Source organism: Glycocaulis sp. (genome assembly GCF_051859565.1).
Classification (GTDB): Bacteria; Pseudomonadota; Alphaproteobacteria; order Caulobacterales; family Maricaulaceae; genus Glycocaulis.
Genome location: NZ_JBHYFK010000004.1, coordinates 290,799 through 306,224, shown reverse-complemented (window position 1 = coordinate 306,224; position 15,426 = coordinate 290,799). Strand labels below are relative to the sequence as shown.

At 63.7% G+C, this 15,426-nt stretch carries 14 protein-coding genes; 6 read left to right on the top strand and 8 right to left on the bottom strand.

What is annotated here, in order from left to right; translation table 11 throughout:
* Positions 1 to 54: 54 nt before the first annotated feature.
* On the bottom strand, positions 55 to 1,752 hold the full coding sequence (locus ACTIGC_RS08070) for a tetratricopeptide repeat protein (RefSeq protein WP_439633904.1): 1,698 nt from the start codon (positions 1,750 to 1,752) through the stop codon (positions 55 to 57).
* A gap of 260 nt (positions 1,753 to 2,012) precedes the next feature.
* Between ACTIGC_RS08070 and ACTIGC_RS08065 the strand changes: the two genes are divergently transcribed.
* The gene (locus tag ACTIGC_RS08065) at positions 2,013 to 3,089 is read left to right on the top strand and encodes an Mrp/NBP35 family ATP-binding protein (protein ID WP_439633903.1); all 1,077 of its coding nucleotides are present in this window, start codon (positions 2,013 to 2,015) and stop codon (positions 3,087 to 3,089) included.
* A gap of 4 nt (positions 3,090 to 3,093) precedes the next feature.
* Here the strand turns inward: ACTIGC_RS08065 and ACTIGC_RS08060 are convergent, their stop codons facing one another.
* From ACTIGC_RS08060 to ACTIGC_RS08050, 3 genes are read right to left on the bottom strand one after another with little or no spacing between them, the layout of a single operon-like run.
* Positions 3,094 to 4,029 (bottom strand): alpha/beta fold hydrolase, encoded by a 936-nt coding sequence (locus ACTIGC_RS08060; RefSeq protein ID WP_439633902.1) that lies wholly within the window; start codon positions 4,027 to 4,029, stop codon positions 3,094 to 3,096.
* Positions 4,029 to 4,901 carry an alpha/beta fold hydrolase gene (locus tag ACTIGC_RS08055; protein ID WP_439633901.1) on the bottom strand — a complete coding sequence of 291 codons (873 nt, stop codon included), beginning with the start codon at positions 4,899 to 4,901 and terminating at the stop codon, positions 4,029 to 4,031. Before ACTIGC_RS08055 ends, ACTIGC_RS08060 begins: the two co-directional genes overlap by 1 nt.
* Positions 4,898 to 5,656, bottom strand: coding sequence for a TetR/AcrR family transcriptional regulator (locus ACTIGC_RS08050; RefSeq protein ID WP_439633900.1), 759 nt, complete (start codon positions 5,654 to 5,656; stop codon positions 4,898 to 4,900). Before ACTIGC_RS08050 ends, ACTIGC_RS08055 begins: the two co-directional genes overlap by 4 nt.
* A gap of 131 nt (positions 5,657 to 5,787) precedes the next feature.
* Between ACTIGC_RS08050 and ACTIGC_RS08045 the strand changes: the two genes are divergently transcribed.
* A complete protein-coding gene (locus ACTIGC_RS08045; RefSeq protein ID WP_439633899.1) occupies positions 5,788 to 8,046 on the top strand; it encodes a TonB-dependent receptor in 2,259 nt (752 codons plus the stop codon).
* A gap of 160 nt (positions 8,047 to 8,206) precedes the next feature.
* Positions 8,207 to 9,535 carry a spinster family MFS transporter gene (locus ACTIGC_RS08040; protein ID WP_439633898.1) on the top strand — a complete coding sequence of 443 codons (1,329 nt, stop codon included), beginning with the start codon at positions 8,207 to 8,209 and terminating at the stop codon, positions 9,533 to 9,535.
* Between the two features lie 75 nt (positions 9,536 to 9,610).
* On the opposite strand, the gene ACTIGC_RS08035 is transcribed toward ACTIGC_RS08040, so the two are convergent.
* The 3 genes from ACTIGC_RS08035 to ACTIGC_RS08025 form a co-directional block, all read right to left on the bottom strand.
* Positions 9,611 to 10,165, bottom strand: a complete 555-nt coding sequence (locus tag ACTIGC_RS08035) for a DJ-1/PfpI family protein (RefSeq protein WP_439633897.1) — start codon at positions 10,163 to 10,165, stop codon at positions 9,611 to 9,613.
* 292 nt (positions 10,166 to 10,457) lie between these two features.
* On the bottom strand, positions 10,458 to 10,910 hold the full coding sequence (locus ACTIGC_RS08030) for a hypothetical protein (RefSeq protein ID WP_439633896.1): 453 nt from the start codon (positions 10,908 to 10,910) through the stop codon (positions 10,458 to 10,460).
* A gap of 40 nt (positions 10,911 to 10,950) precedes the next feature.
* On the bottom strand, positions 10,951 to 11,898 hold the full coding sequence (locus ACTIGC_RS08025; RefSeq protein WP_439633895.1) for an isopenicillin N synthase family dioxygenase: 948 nt from the start codon (positions 11,896 to 11,898) through the stop codon (positions 10,951 to 10,953).
* A gap of 149 nt (positions 11,899 to 12,047) precedes the next feature.
* Here ACTIGC_RS08025 and ACTIGC_RS08020 point away from each other — a divergent pair, with 149 nt between their 5' ends.
* From ACTIGC_RS08020 to ACTIGC_RS08010, 3 genes are all read left to right on the top strand, one after another.
* Positions 12,048 to 12,770, top strand: coding sequence for a glutathione S-transferase family protein (locus ACTIGC_RS08020; protein WP_439633894.1), 723 nt, complete (start codon positions 12,048 to 12,050; stop codon positions 12,768 to 12,770).
* A 323-nt stretch (positions 12,771 to 13,093) separates the two neighbouring features.
* Positions 13,094 to 14,227, top strand: a complete 1,134-nt coding sequence (locus ACTIGC_RS08015) for a hypothetical protein (RefSeq protein WP_439633893.1) — start codon at positions 13,094 to 13,096, stop codon at positions 14,225 to 14,227.
* 174 nt (positions 14,228 to 14,401) lie between these two features.
* Complete coding sequence (locus ACTIGC_RS08010; RefSeq protein WP_127567330.1) at positions 14,402 to 14,674, top strand: sel1 repeat family protein; 273 nt, start codon at positions 14,402 to 14,404, stop codon at positions 14,672 to 14,674.
* A gap of 14 nt (positions 14,675 to 14,688) precedes the next feature.
* Here the strand turns inward: ACTIGC_RS08010 and ACTIGC_RS08005 are convergent, their stop codons facing one another.
* Positions 14,689 to 15,426: a polysaccharide biosynthesis/export family protein gene (locus ACTIGC_RS08005; protein ID WP_439633892.1), complete on the bottom strand. Its 738-nt coding sequence runs from the start codon at positions 15,424 to 15,426 to the stop codon at positions 14,689 to 14,691.

Genomic DNA, 15,426 nt, shown 5'->3' with positions numbered 1-15,426 from the left:
ATCCTTCAACTTGTGTTTGGCGCAAAGGCCCCGGCAGTGATTGCGAAGCCATCGTCAGCCCCCCTGGAAGCGCTCGGCCTCAAGGCAGCCGGGCGGTAGAAGATCAATGTCGGGAAGACGTACATTGCGGTCTTCCCATTCGAGATAGAAAAACCCTCCGCCCTCGATGGCGGCCGAGCGGATGCGCTCGGAGATGGTTTGCCAGCGCGCGCGGGGGGAGGGCAGGCGGTTGTATTCCGGGCTCGCCCGCCAGCGGCGCGCAACCGGATGGCCCAGCCGGGCCGCCTCGGCCAGGTAGGACTCGGCGCGCTCGAAATTCTCGATAATGCCGCACAGATTGTAGCTGCCGAGTACGGCGCCCGTCCCATAGATGATGGCGAGGTTGAAATACGCATCCGGGTCATTGCGCCGGGCCGCGGTCTCGAGCCATTCCAGCGCCAGATCGGTGTTCTGCTCTACGCCCAGACCCGTCGCATACATGATGCCAAGCGTGTTCTGCACGCTGGCTTCCCTTGCAGTCTGGGCAGCATGGCAGATCAGAAGCGTGGTCTGGCGCGGGGTGAGCGCGCCGGTCTCGTCAAAGCCCAGCTCGCGCTGGAAGCCGCGAACCGCCTCGCGCGTTTCCGGGCCATAATAGCCGTCAACCGCGCCTGAATGGTAGCCGAGCGAAGCCAGCGCGCGCTGGCGCAAGGACAGGCGGATAACCTCGCCAATACCGTCCGGTCCGAAGCGTGAAATGCGGCGCAGGCTCGATCCGTCCAGCGAACTCTGGCACTGCACGGTGTGCGCCTGCAGCCGCCGCTGGGCCATCAGGGAGGCCTGCGCCCCGAAGATACGGCCCCAGTCAGAAGCGCGGCGCCAGTTCTGCATTGCAAGATCGAGCGCGGTAGGCGCCGGCTCGAAACTCCCATGGCGCAGATAGGTATAGCCGTCGCGGTAGCCGCCCGGGCAGAACCCGTCAAATTCGGCGTCCCAGACGCACTGGACATCGCTGCGGGCCAGTTCTGCATCGCCCAGAAGGAGCCAGTAGCGCGCGCCTTCGGCATACAGCCGTGCGGCGTTCTCGCGTGACATGCACTCGAAGGAATCCCGCTCGGGATCGATGAACAGTGCCGCGCGGGGGCGGCGATCATCATTGTCGTCATAGCCGCATAAATCCCAGCGCACATACCAGGGCCGGGGCGGGTAGGTGCCGCCGCGCGACGAGCCGAACGTAGTGTTCAGCTGGATGATGCGCTCGATCGTCGCTGTGTCGCGCTGAGGCAGGAAGGGGTAGGTGTCGCGCAGGCTCATCGGGCGGCGTTCCACAACCAGAAGCCTGTAGAGCACCAGCTCGGCTTCGGGTTGAAGCATGCCGCGCGCGGTGGAGAACCTGTCAGCGCCCACTGGAATAAGGGTGTCAGTGACGGCGGGGCAGTTAATGTCGCCGATCTCGCGCTGGCGCAGCGCACGGCCATTCACAATCGTTGCGGCGTGAGGGGGGAGGCGGTCCAGCGTGCCTGGGCCCAGGGAGGAAAATGCCGCCGCGTTGCCCCGGCGGTCGCGGTAGCGTGAAGGGACACGGATCGGCGAGGTGTCCACAAAGCGGCTCTGGCCCTCGCGCAAACACGCGTCAGCGACTGCCGTGCGCAGCAGGAAACGGTCGATCTGGCACGGCTTGAAACTGCCCGGCCGGTCGCTGCAGGGCCACATCACATAGCCCGCGATCAGGATGATGACGAGCAGGACGATGACCGACAACAGCACGACCATAGGACTGACCGGGTCGTCCTGCCGCCGCGAATATCGGGATTCACCCTCCCTCGACATGTTGATTCGCACTCCCCTCCCGAACACCGTAGCTGGCGTTTCCCCTCAGCCCGCACACGGTAACTAGCTGTTAACCATACCTGTGCGGGCAGCGGTCCGAAAGGGGAAACGCACGAGCGTTGCAATTGATCCCGAAAAATTAACCTTAATGACAGCGGCCACTTCCGGTGGAAGCGTGAGCCTGGCTGGTTTATGAGCAGGCCATGCAGGACGATTCAGCCCGTATTCTCCGCCAGACCCTCGAAACGCAGTTTCCCGAGGTGAACGCACGCGTTTCCGCGCTCGATGTGCGCTCAGGCATAGCCACCATCATCCTTTCTCCGCCCGTGCATGCTGACGGCGACGATGATGCGGGTGTACGCAGCCGTGTCGAGACGGCTCTGCTGGCACTGGATGGCATTGAGCGCGTGAGGATCATCGTGGAAACCGAACGCCAGCCTGCGGCTGCTACCAAACGCAGTGCTCCTGCTCCTGCGAAAGCGCCCGCCGGGCTGATTATCGCCGTTGGCTCGGGCAAGGGCGGGGTCGGCAAGTCCACCGTGGCGGCCAATCTGGCCGGTGCATGCGTCAGGCTGGGACTGCGCACCGGGCTGGTGGACGCCGATGTGTTCGGACCCAGCGCGCCGCGCCTTTTCGGCCTCACTGATGCGCCAGGCCTGCGTAAGACAGATGCCGGTATCGAGCCTCTGCAGGCCCACGGCGTGAAGCTGGTCTCGACGGGGTTTCTGGTGGGGAGCCGCGAGCCGGTCGTCTGGCGCGGCCCGATGGTGACGGGCGCAATCCGTCAGTTCCTGACCGAAGTGGACTGGGATGGCGGTGACGGCCCTCTGGACGTTCTCATCGTCGACATGCCGCCCGGCACTGGCGATGCCCAGCTTGCCATCGCGCAAGGCGTGCCAATCAGCGGCGCCGTGATCGTCTCCACGCCGCAGACCGTGGCGCTGGACGATGCGCGCAAGGCGATGGCGCTGTTTGAGCGTACCGAGATCCCGGTGCTCGGCATGATCGAGAATATGAGCTTCTTCCTGTGTCCGCATTGCGGAGAGGGAAGCGAGATTTTCGGGCGCGGCGGCGTGCGCGCAGAGGCGGAGATGATGGGCGTTCCGTTTCTGGGCGAGATACCGCTTCACCCGTCCTTGCGGGTTGCCAGCGATGAAGGCCGGCTGGTGGCGCTGGAAGACGGGCCGCTGGCCGGAGCGTTCGAGCGCGCCGCCAGCGCCATGCTGGAGACGGCGCGGACGGCGAACCGCCCGGCGCCAGAGATCGTGTTCGAGGACTGAAGGCTTACTGCCAGCCAATATCCTCAAGAAACGCCCGCACATCGGCTGACGTCTCGACCGGGTATTCCTCCATCAGCGCGTGGCCAGCGCCGTCATAGGTGACAAGGCGGGCATGGGGCATGACGCTTTCAAAGCGCGGGGCATGGCTCACCGGAACAACGGTGTCAGCAGTGCCCCATAATATGAGGGCAGGGGCCTCAATGCTGGCCAGCAGGGGTTCCGGGTCTGGCAGGGTGAATTGCTGCAGCCGGGCGATGAGGGCTTCACCGATGCCGGGCTGGCGCATCATCTGGCCGATCTGGGCGATACGGTCCTCGGTCAGACGTGACGGATCGCCGTATAATGTCTGCGTGGCCATGCGGATACCGGCATCCGGGGCGAGGCGCAGATACAGCTGAACCGGGACAGGTACCTCTACCGGCTCGTCGCCGACATTATTGATCGAATAGCCACCGGGGCTAACCAGAACGAGGCCTGCCACGCGCTCAGGGTGGGCCGCCGCGTAGCGCCATGAGACGAGGCCGCCGAGCGAGCTGCCGCCAATGACAAAGCGGTCCAGCTCCAGCGCGTCCAGAAGCTCGGCGACCTGCGCAGCCGTGTCCCCGTTGGAATAGGCGCCATCAGGATGCGGGCCGGTGACGCCGTGGCCCGGCAGGTCGAAACGTATGATCCGGTAGTCATCGGACAGCGCCTCGGCCCAGCCGTCAAAGCTTTCCAGAGAGTGCGAAAAGCCGTGGATCAGGACGATGGCAGGCGCGGCTGCAGGGCCGTCCTCGCGTACCCGCCAGCTCATGCCTGCGGCCTCCACCGTGCGTTCGCCGGCAGATGGGGCAGGGGGCTCGGCCGGTTCGGGCGTGCGGGTCAGCCACGCGAAGAGCGCGATGGCGGCAACGCCAAGCAGGAGGAGTATGCCGAGAATGGTGAGAAGAGCGTTGCGCATCAGTCGATATCTCTCAAAAACGCGTCAATCGCGTCGCGGGCGGGGGCTTCGGTGAGCAGCGGCGCGTGACCGACGCGCGGCACCTCGACGGCGGTAAAACGCGGATGACGATCCGCCATCCGGGTCAGGACCTCGCGTGACAGCAAATCGCTGATTTCGCCGCGTATCCCCAATACCGGCACCAGCGACAGAGCGTCGAACAGAGGCCACATGTCCGGCGGCGCGGCGCCTTCCGGTTCGCGGAACGGTGCGGCGATTTGCGGATCGTAATCGAGTTCCACGCGCCCGTTCGGCAGCTCTCGGCACGTGCGCCGGGCGAAGGCCAGCCAGAATTCCTCGCCTGTTTCGTCGGGGAAGGCCTCGCCATTGACGGCGCGCACGGCTGCGGCAGCTTCCTGCCAGCTATCCATCGGCCCCTTGGCCCGCCCGACATAACCGGCAATGCGGTTGAGGCCTGCCGGGTCCAGCTCAGGCCCGATATCGTTCAGTACCGCACCTGCCAGCATGTCCGGGCGCATGGCTGCCGCAATCATGGTCATGATGCCGCCCATTGAGGTGCCGACGGCAACGAAGCGCTCAATGCCTTCCTGATCGAGCAGGCCAAACAGATCCTCGACATAGACCTGCGGGCTATAGCTTTCGGGTGGCGTGCCCCGGTCTGACAGACCACGCCCGCGCACGTCTATGGCAATGACGCGGCGTCCTGATGCCGCTATGCGCGGCGCGACATCCTCGAAGTCCTTGCTGTTGCGGGTCAGGCCGTGCAGGCAGACCACCGGCAGGGCGCCGCTGGGCTGGTCAGGCTCATAGTGACGAAAGGCGGTCTTGATGCCATCAGGCGCCGTATGGAAGTGCTGCGTAAACCCGCTCATGTGTTGTCAGTTCCGCCATTCTTTTGCGCCCGTGAGCGCTCCTGCAGGTACAAGATGCCAGCGGCGATGAAGCCGGGCATGCGCTCGTGCACGCTGGCGATGTCCGATGACTTGCAAAGGCCCTTCGACAGCACATCTATCCGGCCCGTCTGCGCGAAGGTGAGCACCAGCACGCCCGACAGGAAATGATAGCTCCAGAACAGGTCTTCCTCCGTGCAGTCCGGGATTTTCGGACGCAGCGCTTCGAGAAACCGGATCACGATGGGATCGAAATACTTGTTCATCACCGCCGCGCCCCATTCGGGCGTGTTGGTGATCTGGCCGATCAGCGCAAAATAGCTCTTCCAGCCTGGCCCGCCATTGGCGGTGCGGTCCAGCAGGGGATGAGTGAACGCGTTGATGATCTCCTCCACCGTCGGGCCATCAGGGCCTGCCTTGGCCTCCAGCTCTTCGAGTTCTTTCAGGCGGATGGCGTTCAGCTCGGTGGCGCGCCGCAGCAGCACCTCGTCGAACAGCTCGCGCTTGCCGCCGAAATAATACGTCACCAGCGCGGGATCGGCGCCTGCCTTGCGCGCAATTTCGCGCACGGTCACGGCGTGAAAGCCGGTCTCGGCGAAGAGCGATTCTGCGGCGTCCAGCAGGGCCGCGCGGGTCTTTTCGCCGCGGCGGTTCTGCGGGCGGGTTCTGGTACGGGTTGCCATGGCCCGACTTTTAGCCGGTTCGCCGCGCGCGTCGATGGCAATCTGTTGCCGCATAGCCTCACTCCTCAGCAGATGGATTGCGCCGAGTGTGATACCAATTGACATTTCATTCAACGTTGAAAGTAATTCGCCGTGAGACGCTTGGCAGGGATCAGGCGCCAGATGATTCGATTGGGAGGATCACCATGAAAACGAAACTGCGCACATTCGGTGCTGCGGCCGTACTGGCCAGCGTGTCACCGCTTGCTTTCATGACGCCTGCGGCTTTTGCCCAGGAGCAAGGCGCCAGCGCCAACCGCGAAGTGATCGTGGTCACGGCGCGCCGGACCGAGGAAAGCCTCCAGGACGTTCCCGGTGCGGTGTCTGCGTTCTCTGAAGCCGCGCTGGAGCGTATCGACGTTACGGACCCCAGTGGCCTGCAAGGCGCGGTCCCGAACCTGAACATCGTTCAGGGGCGCGGCTCGTCGAACGCCACTAACATCTATATCCGCGGCGTAGGCCAGCCTGATGCGCTGCAGACCTTTGATCCGGCGGTCGGCTTCTACGTCGATGATGTTTACTTCTCGCGTATCCGTGGCACGCAGCTGGACCTGTTCGACATTGAACGCATCGAGGTTCTGCGCGGCCCGCAGGGCACGCTCTATGGCAAGAACACCATTGGTGGTGCCCTTCGCGTCATCACCCGCCGTCCCAGCCAGGAGACGCGCGGCCAGTTCCAGGTTGGTCTTGGTAATTACTCGCTCTGGGAAGCACGCGCTTCGGTCTCCGGCGGCCTTGCCGAAAACCTGGCCGGCAGCGTCGCCCTGTTTGGTACGGGCCGTGACGGTTTCGTCACCAATCCCGTCACTGGCGAAGAGTATAATGACCGCAACGCCTCGGCGGCACGTGTGGCGCTGGCCTGGGATGCGGCCCCGAACTTCACCGTCGACTGGAATGCCGACTGGTCGCGCGAGAACAACGCGCTGGTTATGGGCCAGCCGATCAATACGCTGACGACACTGTTCGGCGTGCCGATCTTCCCGGTGCCGGCCCAGGTTCCCGCGTATGACTTTACGGGTGTGGCTACGCCGGGCCTGCCGAACTCCACGGAAATGACCCATTGGGGTACCGCGCTCACCATGAACTGGGAGTTGTCGGACAATCTGACGCTTCGCTCGATCACGGCTTACCGTGAGCTGGAGTACGAAGATTACATCGACATCGACGCGACCGCGCTCGAAACCGGCGATGTGCTTGTTGCGGTAGACCAGGACCAGGTCAGCCAGGAATTCCAGCTGAACTACGAAACAGAGCGCCTGACGGTGGTCAGCGGCCTGTTCTACATGCTGGAAAACATCACCTCGCACCAGGAAGCGTTTGCCGATGACCTGCTGACCGGGCCGGGCGGCTTTACCTTCCTGCGCACCATCGACGATGATCTGGAGACCCGCAGCTGGGCGTTCTACGTGAATGCCACCTATGCGCTGACGGACCGTCTCTCCGTGACCGCCGGTGTGCGTTATACCGACGAGCAGAAGGATTATTTCCGCACCACTTCGACCTTCTCGAATTTCCCGGGTCTCACGGTCGACCCGGCTCTGGCCTTCACGATCCGCGATAGCTGGACCAACACCTCGCCGATGGTGTCGCTGGACTATCGCGCGTCCGACAATGTGCTGCTCTATGGCCGCGTGTCCCAGGGCTTCAAGTCCGGCGGTTTCAATGGCCGTGCGAACAATCCGGGCGAACAGGCTCCGTATAATCCGGAAACCGTCACCTCCTATGAGCTGGGCGTCAAAACCGACTGGCTCGACAACACGCTGCGCGCCAACTTCACCGTCTTCTACAACGATTATGAAGACTTCCAGGCGCGTGTGTCGGGCCTCGTGACCGATCCGGGGACCGGCCTGCCGGTGCCGCAGCTGACGGTGCTCAATGCCGGTAGCCTCGAGATTTCCGGCTTTGAAGTAGAGCTGGCCTGGAGCCCGGTGCCTGAACTGATGCTGGACGCCCAGATCGGCTATCTGAATGCGGAGTACGGTGAATTCGAAGACGCCCGCTTCACCAATTTCGGTGGCAGCCGCGCTTTCCAGACCCCGGCCTTCTCGCCGGAATGGACGACGCGCCTGGGTGCGGCCTACGATTTCGACCTTGCCGAGCATGGCACGCTGCGCCTTGCCGGTTCGGCTCGCTATCGCTCGCGCATGGCGCTGGCGGTGGACAACACCCCGGTAAACTCGAATGTCGAGATCGAGGGCCTGTTCCAGGATGCCTACTGGCTCTATGACGCCAATGCGGTCTGGACTAACCGGAACGGCAATTACTCTGTCGGTCTTTATGGCCGCAACCTCGCCGATGAAGTCTATCGCACTGACGGCCAGGACTTCTCCTCAGTGGGCAATATCCGCACCGTCTACTATGGTGCGCCGCGTACCTGGCGTCTGGTTTTCACCGCACGCTACTAGGACGGAATACAGGCCGGGGGACGGCTGGAATGACGCCGCCGGATGCTTTGCAGCTCCGGCGGCGTTTTTCTTTTGCGCCCTGCCATCAGCCCGTCAAAATACACCAAAGAGATGTTGGCGAGACCAGCACGGGCAAACCTGACTGCAAGGGGAGATATCCATGAGTGAGACGCTGCCGGGCGCGCCGGGTGTGGCCGCTGCCACCACCGTGCCAAAACCGCCATCCAACCTGTATCGCGGGTATGTGATGGTCATGCTGTTTCTGGTCTATGCGTTCAACTTCCTCGACCGGCAGATCATTTCCATCCTCGCCATCCCGATCCGTGAGGAGCTGGGGCTGGATGACCGCCAGCTTGGCCTTCTGGGCGGTATCGCGTTTGCGCTGCTCTATTCGGTGCTGGGCGTGCCGATCGCGTGGCTGGCCGACCGCACCAACCGGGTCTGGATCATCACCATCTCGCTGGGGGTCTGGAGCGGCTTCACAGCCCTTTGCGGCATGGCACAGAATTTCTGGCAACTCTTCGGTGCCCGTGTCGGCGTAGGCGTTGGTGAGGCGGGCGGTGTTGCCCCGTCCTACTCCCTCATCGCGGACTATTTCCCGCCGCAGGCGCGCGCACGCGCGCTGGCCTTCTATTCGCTTGGGATTCCGCTGGGCAGCGCGTTTGGCGTCATCGCAGGCGCACAGATCGCCAGCGGCAATATCGGCGAGGGGCTGGACTGGCGCTGGGCGTTCATCATCGTAGGCGTTGCGGGCATTGCTTTGGCGCCGATTTTCCGCCTGACGGTGCGCGAGCCAGCGCGCGGACAGCTTGATACGGTGAAGATGGATGCCAAGGCGGCCAAGCCCAGCTTCTTTGCCGTTATCCGGGTCCTGCTGAAAAAGCCCGCCTTCTGGTTCCTCACCTTCGGGGCGGCGTGCTCATCCATGATGGGGTACGGCGTGTTCTTCTGGGTGCCAAGCTTCCTGGCGCGTTCCTACGGGCTGGACCTGGTCACCACGGGCTGGATGTTTGGCGGTCTCCTCATTATCGGCGGCGCAGCCGGGATCATCCTTGGCGGTTTCATCTCCGACTGGGTCGGCAAGAAGTCCAAGGCCTGGTATGCGCTGGTTCCGGGCATCGCCTTCCTGTTCACCATGCCCTTCTATGCAGTGGGCGTGCTGGCGCCGAATGCCACCATCGCCTTCTTCGTCTTCATCATCCCCAATGCGCTGGCGCTGGCCTGGCTGGGTCCGGTGCTGTCTGCCTTCCAGAACCTTGTGCCTGCGTCGATGCGCACCGTGGCCTCCTCCATCTTCCTGCTGATCAACAATCTGCTGGGGATCGGCGTCGGCATCTACGTGCTGGGCGAGTTGTCGACCATGCTGATGCCAACTTTTGGCGATGAATCGCTGCGCTACTCCATCCTGATCGGTTCATGCCTCTATCTGGTGGCCGCAGGCTTCATGTTCCTTGCGGCGCGCTGGCTGCCGAGGAACTGGGAGGGATAGTCCCTGCCGTTCGCGTCAAGAAAAAGCCCCGGAGCAGCGCGCTCCGGGGCTTTTTCATGTTGCGGCGTGCGTGCGCTAGGCGGCTTCAGACGCCTGGGTCTGCAGCGACTCGGCAAACACCTTGGCGACATCATCACGGGCGGTTTCGCCGCTGGCGGCAAACACTTCGCCGTTCAGGGCAAGGGCGGCATCTGCGTCACCGACTTCCTTGCCGGAGACTTCGGCCAGCATGGCGAGTGACTCGCCCGCAGCGAAGATCGGGCGGCCGCTGGCAAACATGTCCTGGAGAAGGCGCAGCGCAGCATTGGAATCGTTCAACGCGTCGACCGCGCGCCGGCCACCGGGAAGTACCAGCCCCGCGCCCTCATCAGCCGAGACATCCTCAAAGCCCGTATCGACGACGAAGTTCATCTCCTCGCCGGTTTCCGTGCGCCCGGACACCAGCGCGCGGGCGCTGGATGCGACTTTGAGCTTGTAGCCGGAGCGCTCGGCAGCGCTGGCCGCAGCATTCAGGTCAGGCACGGAGAAGCCCGGAGCAGCAAGCGCCAGAATGGTGCCAGCCTCGCCCACACGGGCAATATCGAGACGCGGTTCGCGATTGTGACGGTAAGGACGTTTTGATGGGGTCATGAATCCTCCTGGGCCCGCGCGCCCTCGCGCAAGCCTGCTTGTGAACAGATATATATGGGTAACGTGTAAGCTAGGGACTCGATCCCGGCGATACAACGCCGTACCGCAGGAATTCGTGTGACAAACTAGTGAGAAGAGGCGGGTATGACCCAATAAGAAAGCGCTCCTGCCGGGGAACAGGAGCGCTGGAAGAGTTACAGGTTGGTCAGTCAGGAACTGAGCCTGACATCACAATACGCGCCAGCAGGCAATCAACAAAATAAATAATTTTGCTGGCGCCGATTGCCTGCGTCTATTGCGCGGCAGTTGCAGGCCGTAGGGCCCGGTCACTGGCTGCAGCGCTCAACAGGGCTGTTCCGGCGATGGCGGCAATGGAAATGCGCAGAATGATCTCACCCGAGACAGCGGTGAGCATCGTCACGCTGCCGCCGATGACGATGCAGACGACCAGAACCGGCAGGGTGGTCCGCCCGGTACGGATGAAAACCTGACGAGCCGTTGCATCGCCCAGAACGTCCAGTTTCCAGCGCTGGCGGGCGAAGATGACGATCCAGACCCACAAGATCAAGGTAACCAGCCAGACGCCAAAGCCGATGCCGGAGGCAAGATAACCGGCACCCAGGCCGGCGCCGCCAATCAGGGTGAGCGCTTCGCCGCCTTGCCAGGCGATAACGGCAATGCCGTTAAGGCGCGTCATCAGACGGATGGTCTGTACGCTGTCTTCGGGACTTTTTTGCCCTGACATGCCCTTCCTCCCCGTCGGCGGTGGCAGGGCGCGAAATGCTCTAGGCGAGCCGAATCTCGCGCAGCCGCTCCATAAGATACTCATGAGCGGTGATGGGCTGCAAATAGCGGTCCGGATTATCCACGCTGACGCATTGCGGCAGGGTCTTGATCTCCACGTCCGGCGCAAAGTGCAGGAAGTAGGGCGTGGAGTAGCGCGAGAAGGCCATGCGCTCCGCGCTGGGGTTCACCACGCGGTGGGTGGTGGAGGGCAGGACATGGTTGGTCAGGCGCTGCAGCATGTCGCCCACATTGACCACCAGAGCTCCCGGCGGCGGGTTGATGGCCAGCCACTCGCCAGAGCGGGTTTTCACCTGCAGACCCGCTTCCTCCGCGCCCAGAAGCAGCGTGATGACATTGATGTCCTCATGCGCACCGGCGCGCACGCCGTCGGGCTCGCCCTTTATTGGCGGGTAGTGCAGGAGGCGCAGGATGGAGTTGCCTTCGGCGACGCGCGCCTCGAACCAGTTTTCCGGCAGGTCCAGATGGCGCGCGATGGCTTTGAGGAGCACGCGTCCCATCGCGTCCAGTGCATCGAACAGGTCTCTGGTGGCTTCATCAAACCCGGCGACCGCGTCCACCGATACATTGGCGGGCATCACGTCAGAGAAGCGATGGCCTTGCGGCAGGTCGCGGCCCCGGTGCCAGAACTCCTTCAGGTCCACAGCCGCAGCGCCCTTGGCCGCTTCCACACCGAACGGGGTGTAGCCGCGCTGGCCGCCGCCGCCGGGCTGGTGATATTGCCGCTTGGTCGCATCGGGCAGGGCGAAGAAGGCCTTGGTCTCGGCAACCGCCCGGTCGATCACGCCCTGATCGATGATGTGGTCGGACACCACTGCAAAGCCGAACTCGCGGAATGAGCCGCACAGCGCATCGGCAAAGCCCTGCGGGTCGCGCGCAGCCTGAGCGAAGGAGACGGGCTTTATCAGGTCTTGCAGGATGGCGGTCATGGCGGGGCCTTGGAAAGCTGAATAGCGGGGCAGGGGATTTAGCGCGTCTATTGGCAGAGATGAAGTGTGCTCGCCCTTGACGATGCAGCAGGCGAGGCCGACTTGCTAGCGCGAGCATTGCCGCACCCTCGCTTCCAAAGGAGCCCATCATGGCGCAAGCCCCCATCGAGCTGTTCTACTGGCCCACGCCGAACGGGTGGAAGATATCGATCGCGCTGGAGGAGATGGGGCTGCCTTACGTGATCCGGCCGGTGAATATCGGCACCGGAGAGCAGTTCAGGCCGGAGTTTCTCGCCATCAGCCCGAATAACCGCATGCCCGCCATCACCGACCCGCAAGGCCCGGACGGCAAGCCGATCTCCGTCTTCGAAAGCGGCGCGATCCTGCAATATCTCGCCCGCAAGACCGGCAAATTCTATGGCGCGAACGCGCGCGAGCAGGCCGAAGTGGACCAGTGGCTGCACTGGCAGATGGGCGGGCTGGGGCCGATGGCAGGCCAGGCGCACCATTTCCGCTCCTACGCCAAGAAAATCGAGCCGGATGAGACGAAGCTTGAATACGGCGCGAACCGCTACACCAATGAGGTGAACCGGCTCTACGGCGTGATGGACCGGCGGCTGGCGGACAGGGAGTATCTGGCGGGCGCCTATTCCATCGCCGACATGGCCGCCTGGCCGTGGATATTGCCCGAGGGGCAGGGGCAGAACCTTGACGACTTCCCCAATCTGAAAGCCTGGGTGGAGCGGCTGAAGCAGCGCCCGGCCCTGCGCCGGGGCCGCGATGCGGGCAAGGAGCTGCGCTCCAACCTCGCCGAGGATTCAGAGGAAGCCAAAAAGGCCCGCGCGATCCTCTTCGGCCAGAAGGCGCTTTGATTGCTTTTCCCTCGTCCTTCGAGACGTTCGCTTCGCTCACCCTCAGGATGAGGGGAAAAGCAAACCCGAAGCCCTCATCCTGAGGAGGCCAAAGGCCGTCTCGAAGGACGAGGGCGATCTGACCTTCCCCCATCCCGCCCGTCATGCTTGGATAGGGCGTGCGCAAGGGGGAAAGCGTGGCACGGGGATCGAAATACAGTCTTCGCAGGATTGAGGCGCGCGCGCGGCGCGTACGAACCCTGCGTGAAGCAGGGCTGGGACGCCGTGTCCTGTGGCGGAGCTGGCAGCTGGCGGCGTCCAGCGTCAGGCCAGCGGTTTTCGTCTTGCTCGTGTCCCTTGCCGGTTTCTGGGTTTTCGATGGGCTGCGCCATTTAAATCCTGCCGCAGATGCCACAACCCGCGCCGGACGGGTGAATGATGCCTTTGTATCGCTGGCGCCCGATGCGGCCGCAGCGGCCAGTCTCTGGAGCCGTGAGCTGGAGGTGGCCATGCAGCCGCGTGCCGGTCTGCCGCCTGACAATGCGCTGGCAGCGAGCCTCCTGGCCGCATTTGAGCCCATTGCTGGCCGTGAACGGTTCTCCAGCATGTTGTGGGCCGAACTGCATGCCCGGCCACCGCGCGAGGCCGAAGCCGTTCTTCGGGCCTTGCCGGTCTGGGTCAGGACCCGCGAACTGGAGACGGCCTGGGCCAGCCGGGCGCCGCAGCTGGACACTCAGATCGCCAGTGTGATGGCGCCCGCGGCGGTAAGAGCCCGCATCGACCGTGCCTCGCGCCTGTACGACGCTCTGGAGCTGTCACAGGCCGCGTTTTTTGCAGGCCACGAGGAGGGCGCCCTCAATCTTGCCCTGCTGCCGGGGCTGTCGTCCGGGGCAGGTGAAATGTGGCTCGCGTCTGACGGCGCCGTGCTTCAGGCAGATTGTTCCGGCGAACAGGCGCTGGCGTGTGCCTTGGCGCGTGTCGGCCGCGATACCGGCGCAGGACAGGGCGCGCGTATTCTGCGCGCGGCCCTGCTGACAGGGCATGCCGGTGAGGCGTTTGCTGCCAGCCTTCGGGCCCTGGACGGGGACACGCTTCGCGCCATGGCCAGTGAGCTGGGCGCGGTGGCGCGCTACACGTCGAACATTGATGCCATCCGGCTGACTGCCCTGCTGGAAACGCCCCAGGACGCTGCGCGCCTGCGCCGCCTGTCGCTGGAGGCGGGACCGCGTACGCTGGCACTGGCGCATTTCCATGGACGCGATGCGCTGGCGCTGGACCGTGGCGAGCAGGCCGGTTCGCGCATCACCGCTGAGGCATGGGAGCGATTTGTGCTCGCGGGCGTGTTTGCGGCGCTGGCCTTTGGCATTGTGCTGGCTGCGCTAGTGTCCGCGTTCAGTGTGCGCGTCACCGGGCGGGCGGGCCTCGGCCAGCGCATCGATATTGCAATGCGTGAGTTACTTCTTGGTAGGAAAACCTAACGAAAATAAATGCTTAAAATGCATTATTCTTAGTTTGCCTTAACCCTGTGGATACCATTCCCCGCGATTATGCTCTCACACAAACGCGAAACATTGCGTGGGTGGTGGGGTGTCAATCACGGGTTCGAGACGAGGGCAAAGCCCCGCAGAACCCAAATGGAATGGGGAAGACAAATGGCTTTCACTGATGTGGAAACCCGTCAGGTTCACGACGCGATCAATACCGATCCGACCGGCGAGGACCTTTGCAAGCTCGGCCTGCTCTACTCGACGGGCCAGGGCGGTGTCATCGACTATGTCGAGGCGCACAAATGGTTCAATCTGGCCGCGCTGATGGGCTCTGAGCCTGCCAAGCACTACCGCAAGGAAGTGTCGAGCGAGATGGGCACCGAAGACATTGCGGCGGCACAGCGTGCTGCGCGCGAGTGGCTTTCCACCCGTCACTAGGCCGATCTGTCCGATCAGTTCCGGGTGGCCTCGAACAGCAGGTAATTGAACCCGGAATCCAGGGGCAGGATGCCGCGGATATACTGGTCGACGAAGACATTGACCTCGGCGATGCCTGAGCGCGGCACGAATACGACATCGTGGCGGGCAAGAGGGATCATGTCGGCGGGCTGGCCGCGCAGTGCGGCCCTGACATCGACCGTGCGCATCATCGCGCCGCCATCAGGCGCGCGCCGCAGCACGACCACGGAATTACGCCGAGCGGTGGTCTGAAAGCCGCCCGCAAACATGATGGCTTCCAGCACGCCTGTCCGGCCATCCGGCAGCGGGTAGGGGCCGGGTGCGTTTACTTCGCCGCCCACCAGAATGCGCTGAGAGCCAAAGCTCAGCGGGCGGACTTCGATAATCGGATCACGCAGCACGCGCGCATAGCCGTCTGCGATGGCCCGTGCGGCCTCTGGCGCCGTCTTCTGCGACACCATCACGCCGCCAACCAGCGGCAGGCTGGCGCGCCCGTCCGGGCCGATTTCCACTTCGCGCGACAATTCCGGCGCCGTGTGGACCGTTACCTCGATCGCATCGCCGGGATAGAGCCGGTAAACCGGATCGCCGCCGCTCCAGGTCTGGAAGCGCGAGGGCTCGAAGCTGGCGGTCTGGCGTGCCCGCCCGCCGCAGGCGGAAAGGCCGATTGCTGCACTGCCAGCCAGCAGGGCTGCGAGCGCGTTGCGCCGGGTCCAGTCAAATTCGGCCAT

Bases quoted from the DNA above. Each gene is read 5' to 3' on its own strand.
- ACTIGC_RS08070 (WP_439633904.1), bottom strand. From the start codon at position 1,752: ATGGTCGTGCTGTTGTCGGTCATCGTCCTGCTCGTCATCATCCTGATC.
- ACTIGC_RS08065 (WP_439633903.1), top strand. From the start codon at position 2,013: ATGCAGGACGATTCAGCCCGTATTCTCCGCCAGACCCTCGAAACGCAG.
- ACTIGC_RS08060 (WP_439633902.1), bottom strand. From the start codon at position 4,029: ATGCGCAACGCTCTTCTCACCATTCTCGGCATACTCCTCCTGCTTGGC.
- ACTIGC_RS08055 (WP_439633901.1), bottom strand. From the start codon at position 4,901: ATGAGCGGGTTTACGCAGCACTTCCATACGGCGCCTGATGGCATCAAG.
- ACTIGC_RS08050 (WP_439633900.1), bottom strand. From the start codon at position 5,656: ATGCGGCAACAGATTGCCATCGACGCGCGCGGCGAACCGGCTAAAAGT.
- ACTIGC_RS08045 (WP_439633899.1), top strand. From the start codon at position 5,788: ATGAAAACGAAACTGCGCACATTCGGTGCTGCGGCCGTACTGGCCAGC.
- ACTIGC_RS08040 (WP_439633898.1), top strand. From the start codon at position 8,207: ATGAGTGAGACGCTGCCGGGCGCGCCGGGTGTGGCCGCTGCCACCACC.
- ACTIGC_RS08035 (WP_439633897.1), bottom strand. From the start codon at position 10,165: ATGACCCCATCAAAACGTCCTTACCGTCACAATCGCGAACCGCGTCTC.
- ACTIGC_RS08030 (WP_439633896.1), bottom strand. From the start codon at position 10,910: ATGTCAGGGCAAAAAAGTCCCGAAGACAGCGTACAGACCATCCGTCTG.
- ACTIGC_RS08025 (WP_439633895.1), bottom strand. From the start codon at position 11,898: ATGACCGCCATCCTGCAAGACCTGATAAAGCCCGTCTCCTTCGCTCAG.
- ACTIGC_RS08020 (WP_439633894.1), top strand. From the start codon at position 12,048: ATGGCGCAAGCCCCCATCGAGCTGTTCTACTGGCCCACGCCGAACGGG.
- ACTIGC_RS08010 (WP_127567330.1), top strand. From the start codon at position 14,402: ATGGCTTTCACTGATGTGGAAACCCGTCAGGTTCACGACGCGATCAAT.
- ACTIGC_RS08005 (WP_439633892.1), bottom strand. From the start codon at position 15,426: ATGGCCGAATTTGACTGGACCCGGCGCAACGCGCTCGCAGCCCTGCTG.